At 43.2% G+C, this 15,905-nt stretch carries 20 protein-coding genes and 1 pseudogene; 14 read left to right on the top strand and 7 right to left on the bottom strand.

The annotated features are described in order from the left end of the window. Positions 1–22: 22 nt before the first annotated feature. The 3 genes from rseP to rpsN all read left to right on the top strand — a co-directional run bounded on the left by rseP (position 23) and on the right by rpsN (position 2,220). Positions 23–1,123: an RIP metalloprotease RseP gene (gene rseP, locus V7K27_RS11715; RefSeq protein WP_334947280.1), complete on the top strand. Its 1,101-nt coding sequence runs from the start codon at positions 23–25 to the stop codon at positions 1,121–1,123. Between the two features lie 46 nt (positions 1,124–1,169). Continuing rightward, positions 1,170–1,841, top strand: coding sequence for an endonuclease III (gene nth / locus V7K27_RS11710; protein WP_334947278.1), 672 nt, complete (start codon positions 1,170–1,172; stop codon positions 1,839–1,841). Between the two features lie 76 nt (positions 1,842–1,917). Next, a complete protein-coding gene (rpsN, locus tag V7K27_RS11705) occupies positions 1,918–2,220 on the top strand; it encodes a 30S ribosomal protein S14 (RefSeq protein WP_334947276.1) in 303 nt (100 codons plus the stop codon). A gap of 83 nt (positions 2,221–2,303) precedes the next feature. Here rpsN and V7K27_RS11700 read toward each other — a convergent pair whose 3' ends face one another. Then, positions 2,304–2,633 carry a hypothetical protein gene (locus V7K27_RS11700; RefSeq protein WP_334947274.1) on the bottom strand — a complete coding sequence of 110 codons (330 nt, stop codon included), beginning with the start codon at positions 2,631–2,633 and terminating at the stop codon, positions 2,304–2,306. A gap of 81 nt (positions 2,634–2,714) precedes the next feature. On the opposite strand from V7K27_RS11700, the gene aat reads away from it, so the two are divergent. The 6 genes from aat to V7K27_RS11670 all read left to right on the top strand — a co-directional run bounded on the left by aat (position 2,715) and on the right by V7K27_RS11670 (position 5,713). After that, on the top strand, positions 2,715–3,290 hold the full coding sequence (aat, locus tag V7K27_RS11695; RefSeq protein WP_334947272.1) for a leucyl/phenylalanyl-tRNA--protein transferase: 576 nt from the start codon (positions 2,715–2,717) through the stop codon (positions 3,288–3,290). A gap of 430 nt (positions 3,291–3,720) precedes the next feature. Continuing rightward, positions 3,721–4,125, top strand: a complete 405-nt coding sequence (locus V7K27_RS11690; RefSeq protein WP_334947270.1) for a DUF1308 domain-containing protein — start codon at positions 3,721–3,723, stop codon at positions 4,123–4,125. A 3-nt stretch (positions 4,126–4,128) separates the two neighbouring features. Next, positions 4,129–4,422 carry a DUF3349 domain-containing protein gene (locus V7K27_RS11685; protein WP_334947268.1) on the top strand — a complete coding sequence of 98 codons (294 nt, stop codon included), beginning with the start codon at positions 4,129–4,131 and terminating at the stop codon, positions 4,420–4,422. A gap of 63 nt (positions 4,423–4,485) precedes the next feature. Then, positions 4,486–4,764 carry a BrnA antitoxin family protein gene (locus V7K27_RS11680; RefSeq protein WP_334947266.1) on the top strand — a complete coding sequence of 93 codons (279 nt, stop codon included), beginning with the start codon at positions 4,486–4,488 and terminating at the stop codon, positions 4,762–4,764. Between the two features lie 209 nt (positions 4,765–4,973). Beyond that, on the top strand, positions 4,974–5,222 hold the full coding sequence (locus tag V7K27_RS11675) for a UPF0175 family protein (RefSeq protein WP_190728164.1): 249 nt from the start codon (positions 4,974–4,976) through the stop codon (positions 5,220–5,222). Further along, positions 5,219–5,713 carry a DUF3368 domain-containing protein gene (locus tag V7K27_RS11670; protein WP_334947264.1) on the top strand — a complete coding sequence of 165 codons (495 nt, stop codon included), beginning with the start codon at positions 5,219–5,221 and terminating at the stop codon, positions 5,711–5,713. The genes V7K27_RS11675 and V7K27_RS11670 overlap by 4 nt, the downstream gene beginning before the upstream one ends. A 9-nt stretch (positions 5,714–5,722) precedes the next feature. Here V7K27_RS11670 and V7K27_RS11665 read toward each other — a convergent pair whose 3' ends face one another. From V7K27_RS11665 to V7K27_RS11655, 3 genes are all read right to left on the bottom strand, one after another. Further along, entirely contained in the window at positions 5,723–6,289 is a 567-nt protein-coding gene (locus V7K27_RS11665; protein WP_334947262.1) for a Uma2 family endonuclease, read from the bottom strand. A gap of 395 nt (positions 6,290–6,684) precedes the next feature. Continuing rightward, positions 6,685–7,539, bottom strand: coding sequence for a DUF3598 family protein (locus tag V7K27_RS11660; protein ID WP_334947358.1), 855 nt, complete (start codon positions 7,537–7,539; stop codon positions 6,685–6,687). Between the two features lie 51 nt (positions 7,540–7,590). Continuing rightward, complete coding sequence (locus tag V7K27_RS11655; RefSeq protein ID WP_334947260.1) at positions 7,591–8,493, bottom strand: cell division protein FtsX; 903 nt, start codon at positions 8,491–8,493, stop codon at positions 7,591–7,593. Between the two features lie 141 nt (positions 8,494–8,634). Here V7K27_RS11655 and def point away from each other — a divergent pair, with 141 nt between their 5' ends. The 3 genes from def (at position 8,635) to V7K27_RS11640 (ending at position 10,829) form a co-directional block, all read left to right on the top strand. Next, on the top strand, positions 8,635–9,198 hold the full coding sequence (gene def, locus V7K27_RS11650; RefSeq protein WP_334947258.1) for a peptide deformylase: 564 nt from the start codon (positions 8,635–8,637) through the stop codon (positions 9,196–9,198). 10 nt (positions 9,199–9,208) lie between these two features. Further along, entirely contained in the window at positions 9,209–9,412 is a 204-nt protein-coding gene (locus V7K27_RS11645; RefSeq protein ID WP_334947256.1) for a hypothetical protein, read from the top strand. 586 nt (positions 9,413–9,998) lie between these two features. Then, the gene (locus V7K27_RS11640) at positions 9,999–10,829 is read left to right on the top strand and encodes a PD-(D/E)XK nuclease family protein (RefSeq protein ID WP_334947254.1); all 831 of its coding nucleotides are present in this window, start codon (positions 9,999–10,001) and stop codon (positions 10,827–10,829) included. A 43-nt stretch (positions 10,830–10,872) separates the two neighbouring features. Here V7K27_RS11640 and V7K27_RS11635 read toward each other — a convergent pair. Then, positions 10,873–11,055 (bottom strand): annotated as a pseudogene (locus tag V7K27_RS11635) (zinc ribbon domain-containing protein); the annotation flags it as partial. 200 nt (positions 11,056–11,255) lie between these two features. Between V7K27_RS11635 and V7K27_RS11630 the strand changes: the two are divergent. Continuing rightward, positions 11,256–11,897 (top strand): GNAT family N-acetyltransferase, encoded by a 642-nt coding sequence (locus tag V7K27_RS11630; protein WP_334947252.1) that lies wholly within the window; start codon positions 11,256–11,258, stop codon positions 11,895–11,897. Positions 11,898–12,065: 168 nt separating this feature from the next. Then, positions 12,066–14,534, top strand: coding sequence for a single-stranded-DNA-specific exonuclease RecJ (locus V7K27_RS11625; protein WP_334947250.1), 2,469 nt, complete (start codon positions 12,066–12,068; stop codon positions 14,532–14,534). 126 nt (positions 14,535–14,660) lie between these two features. On the opposite strand, the gene V7K27_RS11620 is transcribed toward V7K27_RS11625, so the two are convergent. Next, entirely contained in the window at positions 14,661–15,239 is a 579-nt protein-coding gene (locus V7K27_RS11620; RefSeq protein ID WP_334947248.1) for a hypothetical protein, read from the bottom strand. 173 nt (positions 15,240–15,412) lie between these two features. Continuing rightward, on the bottom strand, positions 15,413–15,634 hold the full coding sequence (locus tag V7K27_RS11615) for a hypothetical protein (RefSeq protein ID WP_334947246.1): 222 nt from the start codon (positions 15,632–15,634) through the stop codon (positions 15,413–15,415). Positions 15,635–15,905 lie beyond the last annotated feature (271 nt).

Genomic DNA, 15,905 nt, shown 5'->3' with positions numbered 1-15,905 from the left:
TAATATCTTCACAATTTAGTCTATGTCAGTTTTAGCAGCGATCGCAGTCTTGGCTGTTTTGATTTTGGTACACGAGTTGGGACATTTTGTTGCAGCACGTTCTCAAGGCATTCTCGTTAACCGTTTTTCTTTGGGTTTTGGCCCGGTTCTTTTGAAGTACCAAGGTTCACAAACCGAATATGCTGTCCGCGCCTTTCCCTTGGGCGGTTTTGTGGGCTTTCCCGATGATGACCCCGATAGCGATGTTCCACCCAATGACCCAAATCTACTGCGTAACCGTCCAATTTTAGACCGGGCGATCGTTATCAGTGCCGGAGTGATCGCAAATTTAATATTTGCTTACTTGGTGTTGGCTCTGCAATTGGGTATTGTCGGCATTCCCAAGGAATTAAACTATCAAGCTGGTGTCGTTGTACAGCCTGTTAATCAAGAATCTGTTGCCTACCAAGCCGGAATTCGGGAAGGAGATATTATTCTGGCTGTGAATGGTCAAGAACTCCCGGCTTCTGACAAGTCAACTCCTTTGCTGACAAAAGAGATTCAAACTCATCCTAATCAGCAAATCGAACTGAAAATTCAGCGTGAAAACCAACAAAAAACCCTGAAATTAACACCAAAACTCGGAGCCGATGGCAAAGGTGTAGTTGGTGTGGCACTCAGTCCAAATGCTACGGCAATTTATCGCCGTCCTAATAGTCCTTTTGAAATTTTTGGCATTGCTGCTAATAGGTTTCAACAATTATTTGTTGGCACACTTAGCGGTTTTGGACAATTGATTACTAATTTTCAACAAACTGCTGGACAAGTTTCTGGGCCAGTTAATATTGTCAAAATAGGTGCAAAATTAGCTGAGGATAATAGTGCAAATCTGTTGTCTTTTGCCGCAATTATCAGCATTAACTTGGCTATTATCAATATTTTGCCTTTACCCGCCTTGGATGGGGGACAACTCGCTTTTCTGCTAATTGAAGGTTTGCGCGGTAAGCCTGTGCCTGCCCGCATTCAAGAAGGTGTAATGCAAACTGGTTTGGTGTTACTCTTAGGGTTAGGAATTTTTCTGATAGTCAAAGAAACCACCCAATTAACTAGCCAGTTGGAATGGGTGCAAAGATTGTTTCAGTGAAGATAGGGAGTGGGAGAGACGCGATTAATCGCGTCTGTACTAAGGAATGGGGAGTCGGGAAAAGAAAGTTTTACCTTTAAGGAAGCGATCGCTAGAAATTTTAGCTCGTCTGAAGCGTCTTTATCCAGATGCTACTTGCTCTTTGAATTACTCAACACCAGTACAATTGTTGGTGGCAACGATTCTCTCTGCTCAGTGTACTGATGAGCGGGTAAATAAGGTGACACCAGCTTTATTTGAGCGGTTTCCTGATGCTGAAAGTTTAGCGATCGCTGACTTGGTAGAATTAGAAAGTTTGGTGCGTTCAACTGGGTTTTATCACAATAAAGCCAAGAACATTCAAGCCGCCTGTCGAATGATTGTGACTGAGTTTAACTCTGTTGTCCCCAACCAAATGGAACAGTTGTTAAAGCTTCCAGGTGTGGCGCGGAAGACCGCAAATGTAGTCCTGGCTCATGCTTATGGCATTCATGTTGGAGTGACGGTAGATACTCACGTCAAGCGCCTTAGCCAACGTTTGGGTTTAACTGAAGCAAAAGACCCCGTTCGGATTGAGCAAGATTTAATGGGTTTATTACCACAGCCTGATTGGGAAAATTGGTCAATTCGGCTGATTTATCATGGTCGTGCTATTTGTAAAGCCCGCTCTCCCGCCTGCGTTGCTTGTGAACTTGTTGATTTATGTCCTGCTGCTAATAAGCCAGTGGTTGTAGGGTAAACGAAACTAGTAACCCCAGAATTGATGGGGAGACTGTAGAATGGAGAACGGTGTCTTTAAATAAGTTAGAGAATATATGGCAAAAAAGAGCTTGATTGAGCGCGAGAAAAAGCGCACCCGGTTGATAGAAAAGTATGCTGACAAGAGAGAAGCTCTTTTGGAAGAGTTCAGAAGTGCAGCATCTCCTCTGGATAAGCTGGAAATCCACCGGAAGATTCAACAGCTACCCCGGAATAGTGCGCCCACCCGCCATCGCAACCGTTGCTGGTTAACTGGTCGTCCTAGAGGTGTTTACCGCGATTTTGGACTGTCTCGGAACGTGCTGCGAGAATGGGCGCATGAAGGTCTTTTGCCTGGAGTTGTTAAGTCTAGTTGGTAGTCAAGAGTCATTAGTCATTAGTCATTAGTCATTGATAAAGAACAAATGACAAAGGACAAATGACAAATGACAAATGACAAAAATTATTGACCACAACATTTATCAATTCCCAGACTTTCTAAGAGTAGATCGCTGACGGCGTTGGCGATCGCAAACTCTCCATAGAAGCTGTTAGAAAAATCATACGACTGCATCTCTGTGACAATGGCAATTACCAGAGAACCAAGGTCGTTTTCTCCTTCCATCCGTTGACGCACAAAAATCTGTGCGGCTCGTTGGGCAATATTTTGGTTGACTGCTTCGGGGATAAATTCGGTATCTAGCCACCGTTGTAAGCGCTCTCGCAACCATTCACCTTCGAGTTGCGGATTTTCAGGGGGTGGTAGGGTGATGGGTGGTATTGGTTGATTCATTTTTTTTAAACGCAGAGGAACGCTCAGGTTGACTTGTAGCATCAAATTGCGTTTCTAAGAGTGTTTTTTTTATATTTATTTATGCAATATGATATCGCGGCTATTGTTGAGGGCTATGCACAAGGCTATTTTCTCATGGCTGATGAGTGCGATCGCCTGAGTTGGTACGGAAGTCGCGATCGGACTTTTATTCCTTTGGATGAGCGATTTCGTTACCCCAAGTCTTTGCAGCGCGTTCTGAATCAAGAACGGTTTACTGTGGCGATTAATCGGGACTTCCAAGCTGTGGTAGCTGGGTGTGCTGACAGAGAGACAACTTGGATTTCACCGGAATTGCAAAAGATTTACTGGCTACTTTACCAGAATGGTTATGCTTATAGTTTTGAAACTTGGCAGGGTGACGAATTAGCTGGGGGAATTTTAGGAATTGTCATTGGCGGCGCTTTCATTGGCGAGTCGATGTTTTACCGCATTCCTGAAGGTTCAAAGGTAGCGATGGTTAAGTTGGTGGAAAGGTTACGCCAGAGGGAATTTGTATTTTTTGATGGCCAAATGATGAATCCCCATTTGGAAAGATTTGGTGCTTATCGGGTTGGGAATAAAGAATATCAAGTTTTACTCAAGCAAGCGTTGCAACGTCGCTGTAACTTAGTATAAAGCTTGAAAAGATTATAAATAAAAGTAGTTTATCTTTTTCAGGACTGAGAGAAGTTTTTGAGATACGTAACTATCTAGCCAAGTACACCAAGAGTACAAAAAGAACTTATCAAGAGGGGTATATAGCAGTTTTCAAATGATTGGAATATATCTCATTTTTGGTGATATTGAAAATCGCACTTAAGACTGTCTGTTATTTTTAAACCTTGAGTGCGATCGCTAATATTGGCTAAGATTGTAGGTTAGGTTAACGCTAGGAAACCCAACATCTTTTTCCACTCACAATCTTAACCACTTCCGCTATTCCAGGTAATAGAGTGGTCAATGTCCATTCTTTAGCTATAATTTCGTTAAATTGCACAACTACTTATGGGACAATCACATCACAGCAAAATATACTTAGCACTGTGATTTTTGGTTCACATAAAACGTGATTAATTTAGATACTAATACCGCAGTTGCATTCATTGCCGAAGGTTCTCACGTTCGCCATGAATTACAAGCGTTTGTCAACAAGCAACAAATGGTAATAGCACAAACTGCATTTAATGAATTCGTCAATATTGTGCAGTACTCAGCAGGTAGCTCAGAACAGACAAGAGCAAATCGTTTTTTGCAAAGAGTTACGGTTGTTCCAGACAATCCTTCAGCAGCAGCCCAAAAATTAAGACCAACTCGGAGCCTGGATACTAACGATATAATCATTCTAGGAACAGGCGACCAAATAGGTGTTGTAACCATGACAGCGGATGCAAAAGCTGTTCGCGCTGCCAGTGCCCAAGGGGTTGATTTTAATGTCTATCTTCATCTCCCCTTTTCATTAACAGGTAGTTGAATTATGCAGAAGACAATCCCAGCCCATTTAGCAAGTACTTATCAGTTGGTTCAGTGTGCTTTTCCCCAAGGCATTGACGATCAGAGATATTTACCAATGCTTTCAATACTCTACACAAATATGTCCGATCGCAGTTTAGCTCAAGTGGTTGCTGAGTATACGGGAAAAGATTACCACGTTGTCTTAAATGACGTTTACCGAGTTGGGTCAATGACGACTTTTTCATCTGAGATCATTGATTCTGTCAAGCAAAAGCTGATGAGTTGCAACTACGAAAAGTGGTTAGCAGATGAGTAATAAAGCGATGTCTACGACAGAACAATATAGTCCGCATTATCTCAGCACGAAGGGCAAACCGATATGAGCGTCAACGACTTGAACAATACCTCACGTACTGATTGGGCTGCATTAGAGGCGATGACGGATGAGGACATTGATTACTCAGACATCCCACCGTTAAGCGATGAGTTTTTTGAAAATGCCACGCTGAGGATTCCGGCAACACAAGCCACTGACCTGATTCAGTTAGATTCAGAAGTAATAATGTGGTTTCGTGAACAAGGTGCAGAGTACAAAACGCTGATTAACTCAGTTTTGCGCCGTTACATTGAAAATAGTGGCAATCGGGGCGCGGACTAGCGATCGCGTTACAGCAAACGCTACCACTTACTTTTAAAATATAAGGTTAGGTAGAGGGACAGCGTTAGCCAACATCTTCTTCCACTCACAATCTTAAACACTTCTACCATGAGAAGTGCGATCGCAATCTAACAAACCTACTGCACCGTAACGTCGTTTGAGGTTTCTTGGGCTACCCTAAACATAATAATCGGAAAACTAGCCTTGCTATGAGTGTTGTAATCTCAGACGAAATTCTACAAGCATCTCAGCTTACCCCAAGCGAGTTTTGTCAAGAAATTGCGCTGTTCCTATTCCAGACAGGACGCTTAACGATAGGCTACGCCAGTCAGCTAGCGGATATGCAGCCCAATACCTTTCGCCAACTCCTCAAGCAGCGAAACATCCCTCTCTACTCCTACGACGTTGAGGACTTTGAATTGGATTTGAAAAACCTGCGAGAGCTTGGAAGGCTGTGATTGTTATCAGCGATACGTCCGCAATCACAAATTTGGCAGCAATTCAACACTTGCAACTTCTGCCTCGACTCTACACTCAAGTCACCATTCCAGAAGCAGTATATTGTGAGCTTACCGATATCGATCCTCCTGTTCCGGGAACTTCTGAAGTTCAAACTGCTTCTTGGCTGGAAGTTCGGCAAGTTGCAAACCGTGAGATTGTTGAACGCCTTCGAGATGAGGTGAGATTAGACCCTGGAGAATCTGAGGCGATCGCCCTCGCCTTAGAACTGAATGCTGATTTGCTATTGATTGATGAGCGTCGAGGTCGAGCAGAAGCTAATCGCCTGGGGTTGAGGATTACTGGATTGCTGGGTATTTTGATTGAGGCGAAACACCAAAATCTCATCGTTGCTGTCAGACCCTTGATGGATGCCTTGATTACTACCTCAGAGTTTAGAGTCTCTCCAGCCCTATACAATCAGATTTTAGATATGGTAAATGAAGCCTGATCTCTACAATCAGTCCAGCAACCAGCTAAATAAACCTTCTACTGTCAGGCTAAAATCTTTAGCAAATTCTGGCACTGGTAATTGTGTTCCTAGTTCTTCGTAAAAAGTGGTTGGTTGATCTGGCAAGTAGACAAACACAGATTGTTCTTTAGGATCAATCAGCCATCCCATCTGAGTTCCATACTTCAGGCAATGCAGAATATTCTTGGTAACTTTAGTTTGACTTTGATCGGGAGATAAAATTTCAATTGTCCAATCTGGGGCAATTGAGAAGATGTTAGCAACCCTACCATTTTCTTGGCGGGAAATCCTGTCCCAGGTAAACACAGAAATGTCAGGGACAATTGAGCGATTATCGCCAAAGCTACAGCGAAGCTCACAGAAAGCCCGCGCAATCTGTTTGGGTTTTACAACCAAGTTAATTGCAGGTGCTAACTCGGTCTGAATGGCGCTGTGTTCTCCTTGCGGCATCGGTTTTTGGATGATACGCCGATCAATGTATTCACTGGCAGGTTCTGTCTCTGGCAGATCCAGAAATTCACTTAAAGTCAGGGGTTTAGCAGGGGTCTGTACCATTTAAGGTTTCCTTACGAGGGGTAAGTTGTACTACTGCTATTTGTTATTCTACAGATGGATCAATCAGTTAAGAAAATAGGATAGAGAAATAGTTGAAGAAGAATTCAGAATCCAGAATCCAGAATTCACCAATCTTTCAGTCGGGGATTCAGCGCTGCATTGCGGTCTTGGGGTCTCCCCTCTTGTGCAACTTTGTAAGAGAGACCCGCGACTTTCTTGTTGACCACAAAACTAGAATTTTTGGTGGGGGTGCAAAAACTCCGATTATTCATCCGCTTTTTCGTTCAGAATACCCTTCTTGTATTCTGACGACTGACTCCTGAATTCTGTTCGATAAAATTCATGCCCAGGAAAATTCGGGATTTAAAAGCCCAGATTGGGCGTGAAGGATTCGTTTATACCCTTTCTTCAGTAACTAATGTCAGACTAACCCATTCGCCTTTCTCGTTGTAGCTGCGAATCATCCGTTGGCGCAGGTTTGGTTGAATTAACCAACCCACTTCCAGAAATAAGGGTTGACGTAACTGCACCTTGAGAGGAGAAGTTGCAGAAGCCCCATCTGGTAAAAGTAATACTTGCACCTGCTTTTCTGGATCTTGGTCAAAAAGGATGATGGGATCTTTGATGGTAGCAGTTGAGGTAATTTGACGTAGACGCGTTGGCGTAGCCTCTCGTAGAGAAGCGGCTTGTCGTGAGACATCGCTAAAAGAAGTACTTTGAATTAATCGCCCAGTATCATCTAGTTGTAATTTCAAAGTTGTAGAGTAAGTATCAGGCGATCGCAAATCTCGATATATTGTCACTGCTTGGCCAAGCCATTCTCCCAACAACTGATCTAACTGCAAAGTTGGACGTTCTGCTACTGGGGTTCCAGCCAGATGTTCTCGAATTAGAACTAGTTCATTTAGCTGACCAGTTTTATCAAAGAGTTGTACCAGACGTAAGCGACGATTTTCATGAACCAAAGCAAGTTCTCCACCGAATTCGGAAAATGGCCCTAGCTGAATTAAACCTTTAGAAAACGAACCATTTTCAAAAAACAGCAGACCCCCTCCCACAGAACTAAATTCTCTGATTACATCTTGTCCCGAACGGCTCAGAGTTAGGCGCACTGTCTGGTTATTGTTCAAACCTTCTAGGGAAAGACGGCTAGGAGTATCGTTGAGAAGTGTACCTTGGGGAGAAAAATTGGTAAATGAACCTTCCCAAACACCGAGATTCTGCAAAAAACATTCCCATTGCGATTTCATAGGTTTTGTCATTTGTCATTTGTCATTTGTCATTGGTCATTGGACTAATGATTAACCTTTAGCAAAACGTCGGACAGCAAATAAGCTCCCCATTAATCCTACAGCTGCACCGAAACTTAAGAGAATTAGGGGCAATAATAAAATTTCTGCTGTAGTGAGTTGCACTCCGTCGGTGATGACTTGGATAAACTCAGGTTCATTGACTAGCAACTTACCGAGAAACTCTTGAATCAGAGAAATGAAACTCCAAGCGATCGCACCACCAATTAAGCCAAAGGTAATTCCTTGTAAAATAAACGGGAGGTAAATCCAAGCGGAAGTTGCTCCCACTAGTTGCATAATTTCAATTTCCTGGCGACGCGCCATGACAATCAGCCGAATTGTGGTGGTAGTCACTGCGATCGCACTTAAAGTCAGAATAATCGTAATTGTTAAAGTAATCCAGTTCAGACCTTGATGCAACTGGGTAATACGTTTGACTGCTTCATCGACATACTGCACCGTCTCAACTCCTGGTAACTTAGCCAACTGCGTTGCTAAAGTTGGTACAACTTGAGAATTACGAGCTTTTACCTTTATCTCATCAACTAGAGGATTCTCACCTAGCTGCTGAGTAGCCCCCTCAATATCAGAAATTCTCATTTCCTTAACTAACTTAGTCCAAGCTTCCTCTTTGGTAATAGTTTGTATCGTCGCCACTTCGGGCATTTTTGCGATCAGTGGCTCAATACTTCCGATTTGCGTATCCGGTTGGAGATAAACTGATACTTCTAGCTGACTGCCAAACTGATAGAGGAGTTTTTCGACTTGCCAAGAGGTTTGCAAACTCAAGCCAAATAAAAACAGTAACACCGTCACAGTACTTATAGCTGCCCAATTCATCCAACCTCCCCGCAATAAACCGAGGAAAGTTTCTTTGAGCAGATAGTCAAGTTTCGTCAGAGATTTAAACATACATCACCCCAGTCAATAATTCGTAATTCGTAATTCATAGTTCCCAATTCCCAATTCCCAATTCCCCACTCCCTACTCCCTACTCCCTAGCTTGATAGAATTAAAGTAGTAGGAATTTTCACCATTTAGCCATCGAGACTCATGCCCTCTGAAATTGCTGTAGAGAAAAAAAAGTTAAAAAATCCACCTTTGGAGCTTCATTATTTAGGCGATCGCGTGCTGCGTCAAGCTGCAAAGCGGATTTCTAAAGTAGATGACGAACTCCGCCAACTGGTGCGCGAAATGCTGCAAACTATGTACAGCAAAGATGGCATTGGTTTGGCTGCACCCCAAGTAGGAATTCACAAACAACTAATTGTCATCGACCTGGAACCAGAGAACGCAGCTAATCAGCCCTTGGTGTTGATTAACCCCACCATTAAACAAGTCAGCCGCGACATCTCTGTTGCCGAAGAAGGATGCTTAAGTATTCCCAATGTATACCTGAACGTGAAGCGCCCCGAAGTCGTGGAAATTGCCTATAAAGACGAGTATGGTCGTCCCCGAACATTAAAGGCTAATGACCTCCTGGGACGCTGCATTCAGCACGAGATGGATCACCTCAACGGCGTGGTATTTGTAGACCGTGTAGAAAACTCCTTGACTTTAATCCAGGAGCTATCTAAGAATGGCTTTTCGTATCAAGCGGTGAAACCAATAGCATAGGGGGCTAGTAGTGTATTTAACTCCAAAAAGCGGTTTATTTCTGGGTGGTTCTTGTGTAAGTGCGATCGCAGCTGTCGGTTCGATTTTTGAACTCAGTTACGGACATCCAGATTTTGGTGTCCCAGCCACGGCAATTATCCTGGTATTAAGCATTCCACTCACCGGATTATTTTTCTTTGCCGCAGTTAAGGACGCAAGGGCTAACATGAAATAAGCATCAGGTACATAAAAAAGGTAAAAGGATGAAAGAAACACAACGTTTATCCTTTTACCTTTTATTTTTGCTCTCCATCTTCCACTGCTGCTAAAATAAGTATTGGGCGAATAGAATAGAGCCTCCGGTACGCTGACGCGAACGCTACTACACAAACTCTCGTCCACCGACCTGGACTAATACAAAATCAACCGTTTTTAACCCTCTTTTATCACTTTCGGGAGATAATAATCTGTAATCTTTATGGGATAAGACTTTTACCAAAAACCTTGATTTCAGGCATTGTGTTAGAAAATAAACGCTCAAATGCCCGTTATATCTACATCTGAAAATTTGGCTCTTATTTTTCTTTTCTCAGAGTGACAAAACAGGGTTAACCTGCGTTCGCCTAGCGTTCCGTAGGAAAGGCAGCTTAACCCTGTGTAGCCGCGATTTCCAATCGCCCGGCGAGTATTGTACGAATAGAATTCGCTAATACAAAATCAAGTGTTTTTAACCTGCGTTCGCGTAGCGTTCCGTAGGAAAGGCAGGTTTTGTCTGTGTAGCCGCGATTTCCAATCGCCAGGGCTAGTAATAAAATAGAAGAATGCTGTCAACTCCTACTCAACTACTGCGACTGTCTCAAGGACAACTGAACTTACTAGAAGTTTGTCCGCGTAAATTTCAACATACCTACCTAGAAAAACTCAATTCGCCCTCAAATCCAGAACAAGAAGAACGCCAAACTTTGGGTAGTCGCTTTCACTTGCTAATGCAGCAGCAAGAAATGGGTCTGCCAATTGATAGTTTCCTGCAAGCAGATGCTAAACTGCAAAGCTGGATGCTAGCTTTTGCCGATGCAGCCCCAGAAATTTTAACGGCTGCATCTGATAATCAAACTTTCCGTGAAAGTGAACACTTCCGCACTCTGCAAGTTCAGGACTATTTGCTGACGGTTGTCTATGATTTATTGATTGCAGATAACCAACAAGCGCAAATTCTCGACTGGAAAACTTATCCTAAACCACCCAATCAACGCAACTTAGAATCCAACTGGCAAACACGGCTTTATCTGTATGTATTGGCAGAAACTAGCGACTATTTGCCAGAAAAGATTTCGATGACTTACTGGTTTGTCCAATCTGAGGGCAAACCGCAAAATATTAAATTTAATTACAATACTGCTCAACACACACTAACAGCAAAGAAACTTAATCAACTATTAAGTCAGTTAACTAATTGGCTGGAAAATTACCAAAATAACCAACAGTTTCCGCAAGTGGTGGAGGGTAGTAATACCTGTGATTATTGTCAGTTTGCCAAACGGTGCGATACCTACGGCGGTAAACTACGCACACAAGCTACTGAAGAAGCAGTAAAAGACTCGTTGCCAAATTTTGACAGCATTCAAGAAGTCTCACTCAACCCTATACATTAGAGGATGTTTTTGACATACTCCCCGACGTGAACGTGCGGGGATTCTAAGCTAAAACAGCAATTGCAGGCATTGCCTGTCTCACATCGCCTAACTTAGCAGTTGATGCCCCAACCGCACAAATATTTTTAGCGGCGTTTTGGTCTCTCCCATTAACTGACTGGCAGGACGGGCAACGCCACTCCCTAACTGACAAATCCAGACTTTCTAAAACGTGTCCACAGTTAGAACTAGATGCTCTGATGAAGAATACGAAACGCTTTTAAAGCATTGTGACAGAAAAGAACGTAGTTTGAATGATGTACTAAGGGAACTAATCAGATCCCTCGAATCAAAGCCGTCCTAGAAGGACGGGGCTTTAGACCCAGCCTTTTGGTAAAATCCAATCGGGGTATAAATAAATTACAACTTCTAAATTTATGTCAAGTTATGTCAAACTTTGAGGAAACTGAAACAATTTATGTACGCGAATTAGGAATTGATGACATTGCTCCCGTTTACCACTTGGGAGAAGGGTTATTTACCAGCGATTTATATCCTTATTTATACCGCACCTGGGATGAATGGGAGGTGATTGGACTTTACAACACCGATCCAGAATATTGCCTCGTGGCCGAAACAGACGGAGAACTAGCAGGATTTATTTTGGGAACCATCATCACCAAAGCATCCTGGACTTACGGATACATTTTATGGCTGGGAGTTAGTCCAAGATTCCAGCGTCGGGGAGTTGCAGATAAGTTGGTTGATAAAGTCGTCGCCCGGATGATTGAAGATGGGGCGCGGTTCATGTTGGTAGATACTGATCCCACCAATACTTCCGCATTAAAGTTTTTTAACCGCAAAGGTTTTGGTAATATCCGCCAGCATATTTTCTTGTCAATGAATTTAAGCAAGCATGAATATTATGGCAGATTAATTGATTACGAACACCAAAAAGCTGAAAGAGCAGGTTATAGGCGATCGCGTCCGACTATTCGTTCCCGTAAACCCGATAGCGTCGCTAATGAAGTCGTCCTCAATCCTCTAGTGAATGAATCTCAAACAACCGAAGATCAATCTTCAATCTAACAAAAGTTAGGAGTTAGGAGTGAGGAGCAAAACTACAACTGTAGGGGCAATTCATGAATTGCCCCTACATGAATAAAGCGCAGCCTCACATAGAATTGGTATAACGCACCATAATATTATATAAATCAACTCTTAACTCCTAACTCCTAACTCCTAACTTAACTTTATATGCCAGAACAACAGCAGTGGACTATAGCAGCAACCGAACAACCCCCGGAGTGGTTCATCGAAGCCGTGAAACAGCATACACCCGCATCAAGTGGAATATATGCAGCGCAATTGTTGTGGCAACGGGGAATTAAAGATCATCAACAATTAACAGCTTTTATCAACTATAAAGCTTATCAACCAGCAAGTCCCTTTGAGTTTGGGCAAGAAATGCACCTAGCGATCGCCCGGTTGCAACAAGCAGATAACGTCAGAGAAAAAATTGCCATCTGGGGAGACTTTGATGCTGATGGGATTACCGCTACATCTGTACTTTGGGATGGATTAGGGCAATTTTTCAAACAAAATACTCAGTTAATTTACTATATTCCCAATCGCCTGAAAGAATCCCACGGACTTAATAATCAAGGGATTGATAACCTAGCAAAACAAGGTTGCAAATTAATCGTTACTTGTGATACAGGTAGCACAAATACTGAGGAAATTATCTATGCCAAACAACTAGGCATAGATGTAATAGTTACAGACCATCACACCTTACCCGCCCAACGCCCACCCGTCGCAGCGATTATCAATCCCCGCTATTTGCCAAAGGAACATCAGCTGTTTCATCTTTCTGGGGTGGCGGTAGCTTATAAGTTGGTGGAAGCATTATATCACACTCTGCCTAATGTGGCAAAACATCCGTTAGAGGATTTATTAGATTTAGTAGCAGTAGGATTAATTGCCGACTTGGTGCAGTTAAGTGGAGATTGTCGCTATTTAGCGCAGTTGGGAATTCAACGACTGCAAGCAGATTTTCAACAGCCAGCAGCAGCGCGGCGCCGTCCAGGGGTAGGGCGATTATTAGAATTGTGCCAGAAAAGTGGCGATCGCCCCACAGATATTTCCTTTGGTTTGGGGCCAAGAATTAACGCCGTCAGCCGCATCCAAGGTGATGCCAGTTTTTGCGTTGAATTATTAACTAGTCGGGATGCTAAACGTTGTAACGAACTAGCCGAAGTTACAGAACTCGCAAACGCCCGCCGCAAATCTTTACAAAAAGATGTGCAAGCGCAAGTAGCACAAAAACTTACTCAATTAGACTTATCAACCACCAGCGTCATAGTCCTAGAAGATGCCCAATGGCCTGCGGGTGTATTGGGCTTAGTCGCCGGACAGGTAGCACAAGAAACAGGTCGCCCGACTATTTTGTTGAGTACAGAAGGGAGTGGGGAATCGGGAGTGGGGAGTGGGGAAGATCAGGAAGGAATTTCTCCCTCATCTCCCTCATCTCCCTCATCTCCCTCATCCTCCTCATCCCCTCCCCTCGCTCGTGGTTCCGCCCGTTCGGTGAATTCTGTCGATTTATACCAACTGGTGAAAGACCAAGCACATTTGTTACATCGTTTTGGGGGACATCCCTTTGCAGCAGGTTTGAGTTTGTTGGTGGAAAACATTCCTTTATTTACAGCGGCGATTAATCAGCAGTTGCGACAATCTTTAGGTACTACAACTCTAACGCCAACTGTGCAAGCAGACTTGACGCTAACAGTCGCAGACTTGGGGAAAGAGTTATTTTTGGAACTGAAACTGCTAGAACCTTGTGGAATGGGTAATCCTGTTCCGAAATTGCTAATTCAAAACTGCTGGTTTGAAAATTCTTGGCATCGCAATCAGCAGGATTGGCAAGGGAAAAAGGTACAGTATATTAAAACCGAGTTTGACATTCGGGATGATTCCAGCAGAAGTGTTTTTCCTGGTATATGGTGGGGACACTACAAAGATGAATTACCCATAGGAAGGTGTGATTGCATAGCAGAACTAGACTACAACACCTTCAAAAAACGTTATGAAATCAGATTAATTGCCGTGTGTCCCAGTGTTAACTCAGCACTCAACACTCAGCATGGGCTAAACGCCCCGCTATCGCTAACACCACTCATCCTAGACTGGCGTAGCTACCCCACTCCCCACTCCCTACTCCCCACTCCCCCACTTTTGCTTGAAGATTGTCCCACAAATTGGGATGATTTACGCGCGTGGTTGCGGCGATGTCTAACGATCAGCCGCTCTACATCTGGGCTTGACAATCAGCAACAATTAGCGATCGCTTGGTCTAAACCTAATCCTCAACCACCCAATCAAATTTGGCTGACTCTTGTCGGAATTGCCAAATATCTCAGTCGCACAAATCAACTAGTTACCCGCGTCCAACTTTTAGAGAAAATCGGCATCACCGACCAAACCTTACTTGTAGGCATCAAAGCTTTAAAAGATTTAGGCTTCACAGTCAAACGACAAGACCGTTATTTGCAAATCACCTGGCATCCAAGCGATAATGCAGAAAACTTTGCTGAGGCAGCTGTTGCACGATTTTTAGCTGCTGTCCGAGAAGAACAATTTCAACGACAGTATTTTGCACAAGTGCCTTTATCTACTATTGTGGCGATCGCAAGTTCCGACAATTATATGGGTACAAACCTGTGAACTACTCAGACTTGCCTACGGCTGAAGTCGTAGCTCTCCCAATTCATCGGGAACAGCCTCAAAAACTTCGTAATGGTATAGCAATCAACTGATGGCCGAGGAACTGCAAAGTTTTTTCACCCCCACTTACTTCGGTTGAAAGTACAATAGCCGCGCCCCATCTGCTTCTAGTTGTTCTTGCTGAGTATAGGCACGATAAACTAAAGGTTCATTTCCTACATGCCAGTAGTTAGGTGTTCCGCCCAACAATCGCCCTATAGCTGTGTCAAATACTTGAAAACCGCTAGGCATTTCTCTAAAATCCTGCCACTGTTTAAATCTTTGAGTTTGCTCCTGTTTGAGTTTTGGCTCTGCTCTTTGCATTTCCTCTGGAACATTTAACAGCAAAAATCGCTGAGGCTCTGTTGAGTACATCAGCTTAAGATGCTCTAACGACTGGATACGCTCTACGAGATTAATCGGCTCCTCAAAAAATTTATCTTCTCCTGATAAATCATCAACGTCACCAGAGGTGAAAATGCTACCTTTGGCATCGGTTTCCATAAGAATATCTTCTACTTCGCTGCAACCGATATAAAAAGCATCACTATTAATATGCATTGCTAATTGAGATAATCGGGGGCGATCAGCATCTCTAGGCCGACGGCATAGTAATTGCTCCGGCAATAGTTTGACAATTGTCCATCCGAATGATCCAATAAACAATCCAATTATCCACAATTCGTTACATAATAGCCAAGGTTTACCACGCAGTTTTTCAATATCATCGTTAGGAAGGATCGTTCAGAAGGCAGAAGTACGAAGGCAGAAGGCAGAAGGCAGAAGGGAACCCACGTTTAAAAACGTGGGATTGAAGCAATGACGCTTTGTATCTCGCGCTACGCGCCTCGATACAATTCTTTTTTTAAACTGGGCAATAACCCAGAACTAAAGTTTTTATTAATACTCCTTTCCTTCTGCCTTCTGCCTTCTGCCTTCTGCCTTTCTTGTAAAGGGATACGCCGACAGCCTTCTTGCTCAAAAATGCGGGTCAAAGCTTGTTCTATTAAGTCTAAGTTATTACAACGGATATAGTAGGTGAAATTAGAAAATCTACTCATTACAAACTTGTTAACCTGAAATCATTTGATAGTAACTAGTAGTCTGTCAAGAAATAATTGATGGGTAGTGCGAGCATCTTGCTCGCGTCATGAGCGAGACTTAAATTGATGGGTAGTGCGAGCATCTTGCTCGCGTCGTGAGCGAGACGCTCACACTACCAACCCAGCAAAGTTGACTTGACAGACTACTAGTAGTCTATGTCATTAGTTTTGATGGGTTGGATAGATTCGTGAAAGTTTAATTCTCGCATCATCTATCCGAAAGCGCCAA

This window comes from Nostoc sp. (assembly GCF_036919575.1).
In the GTDB taxonomy this organism is placed as follows: Bacteria; Cyanobacteriota; Cyanobacteriia; order Cyanobacteriales; family Nostocaceae; genus Nostoc.
This window is presented reverse-complemented; position numbering and strand designations above follow the sequence as displayed.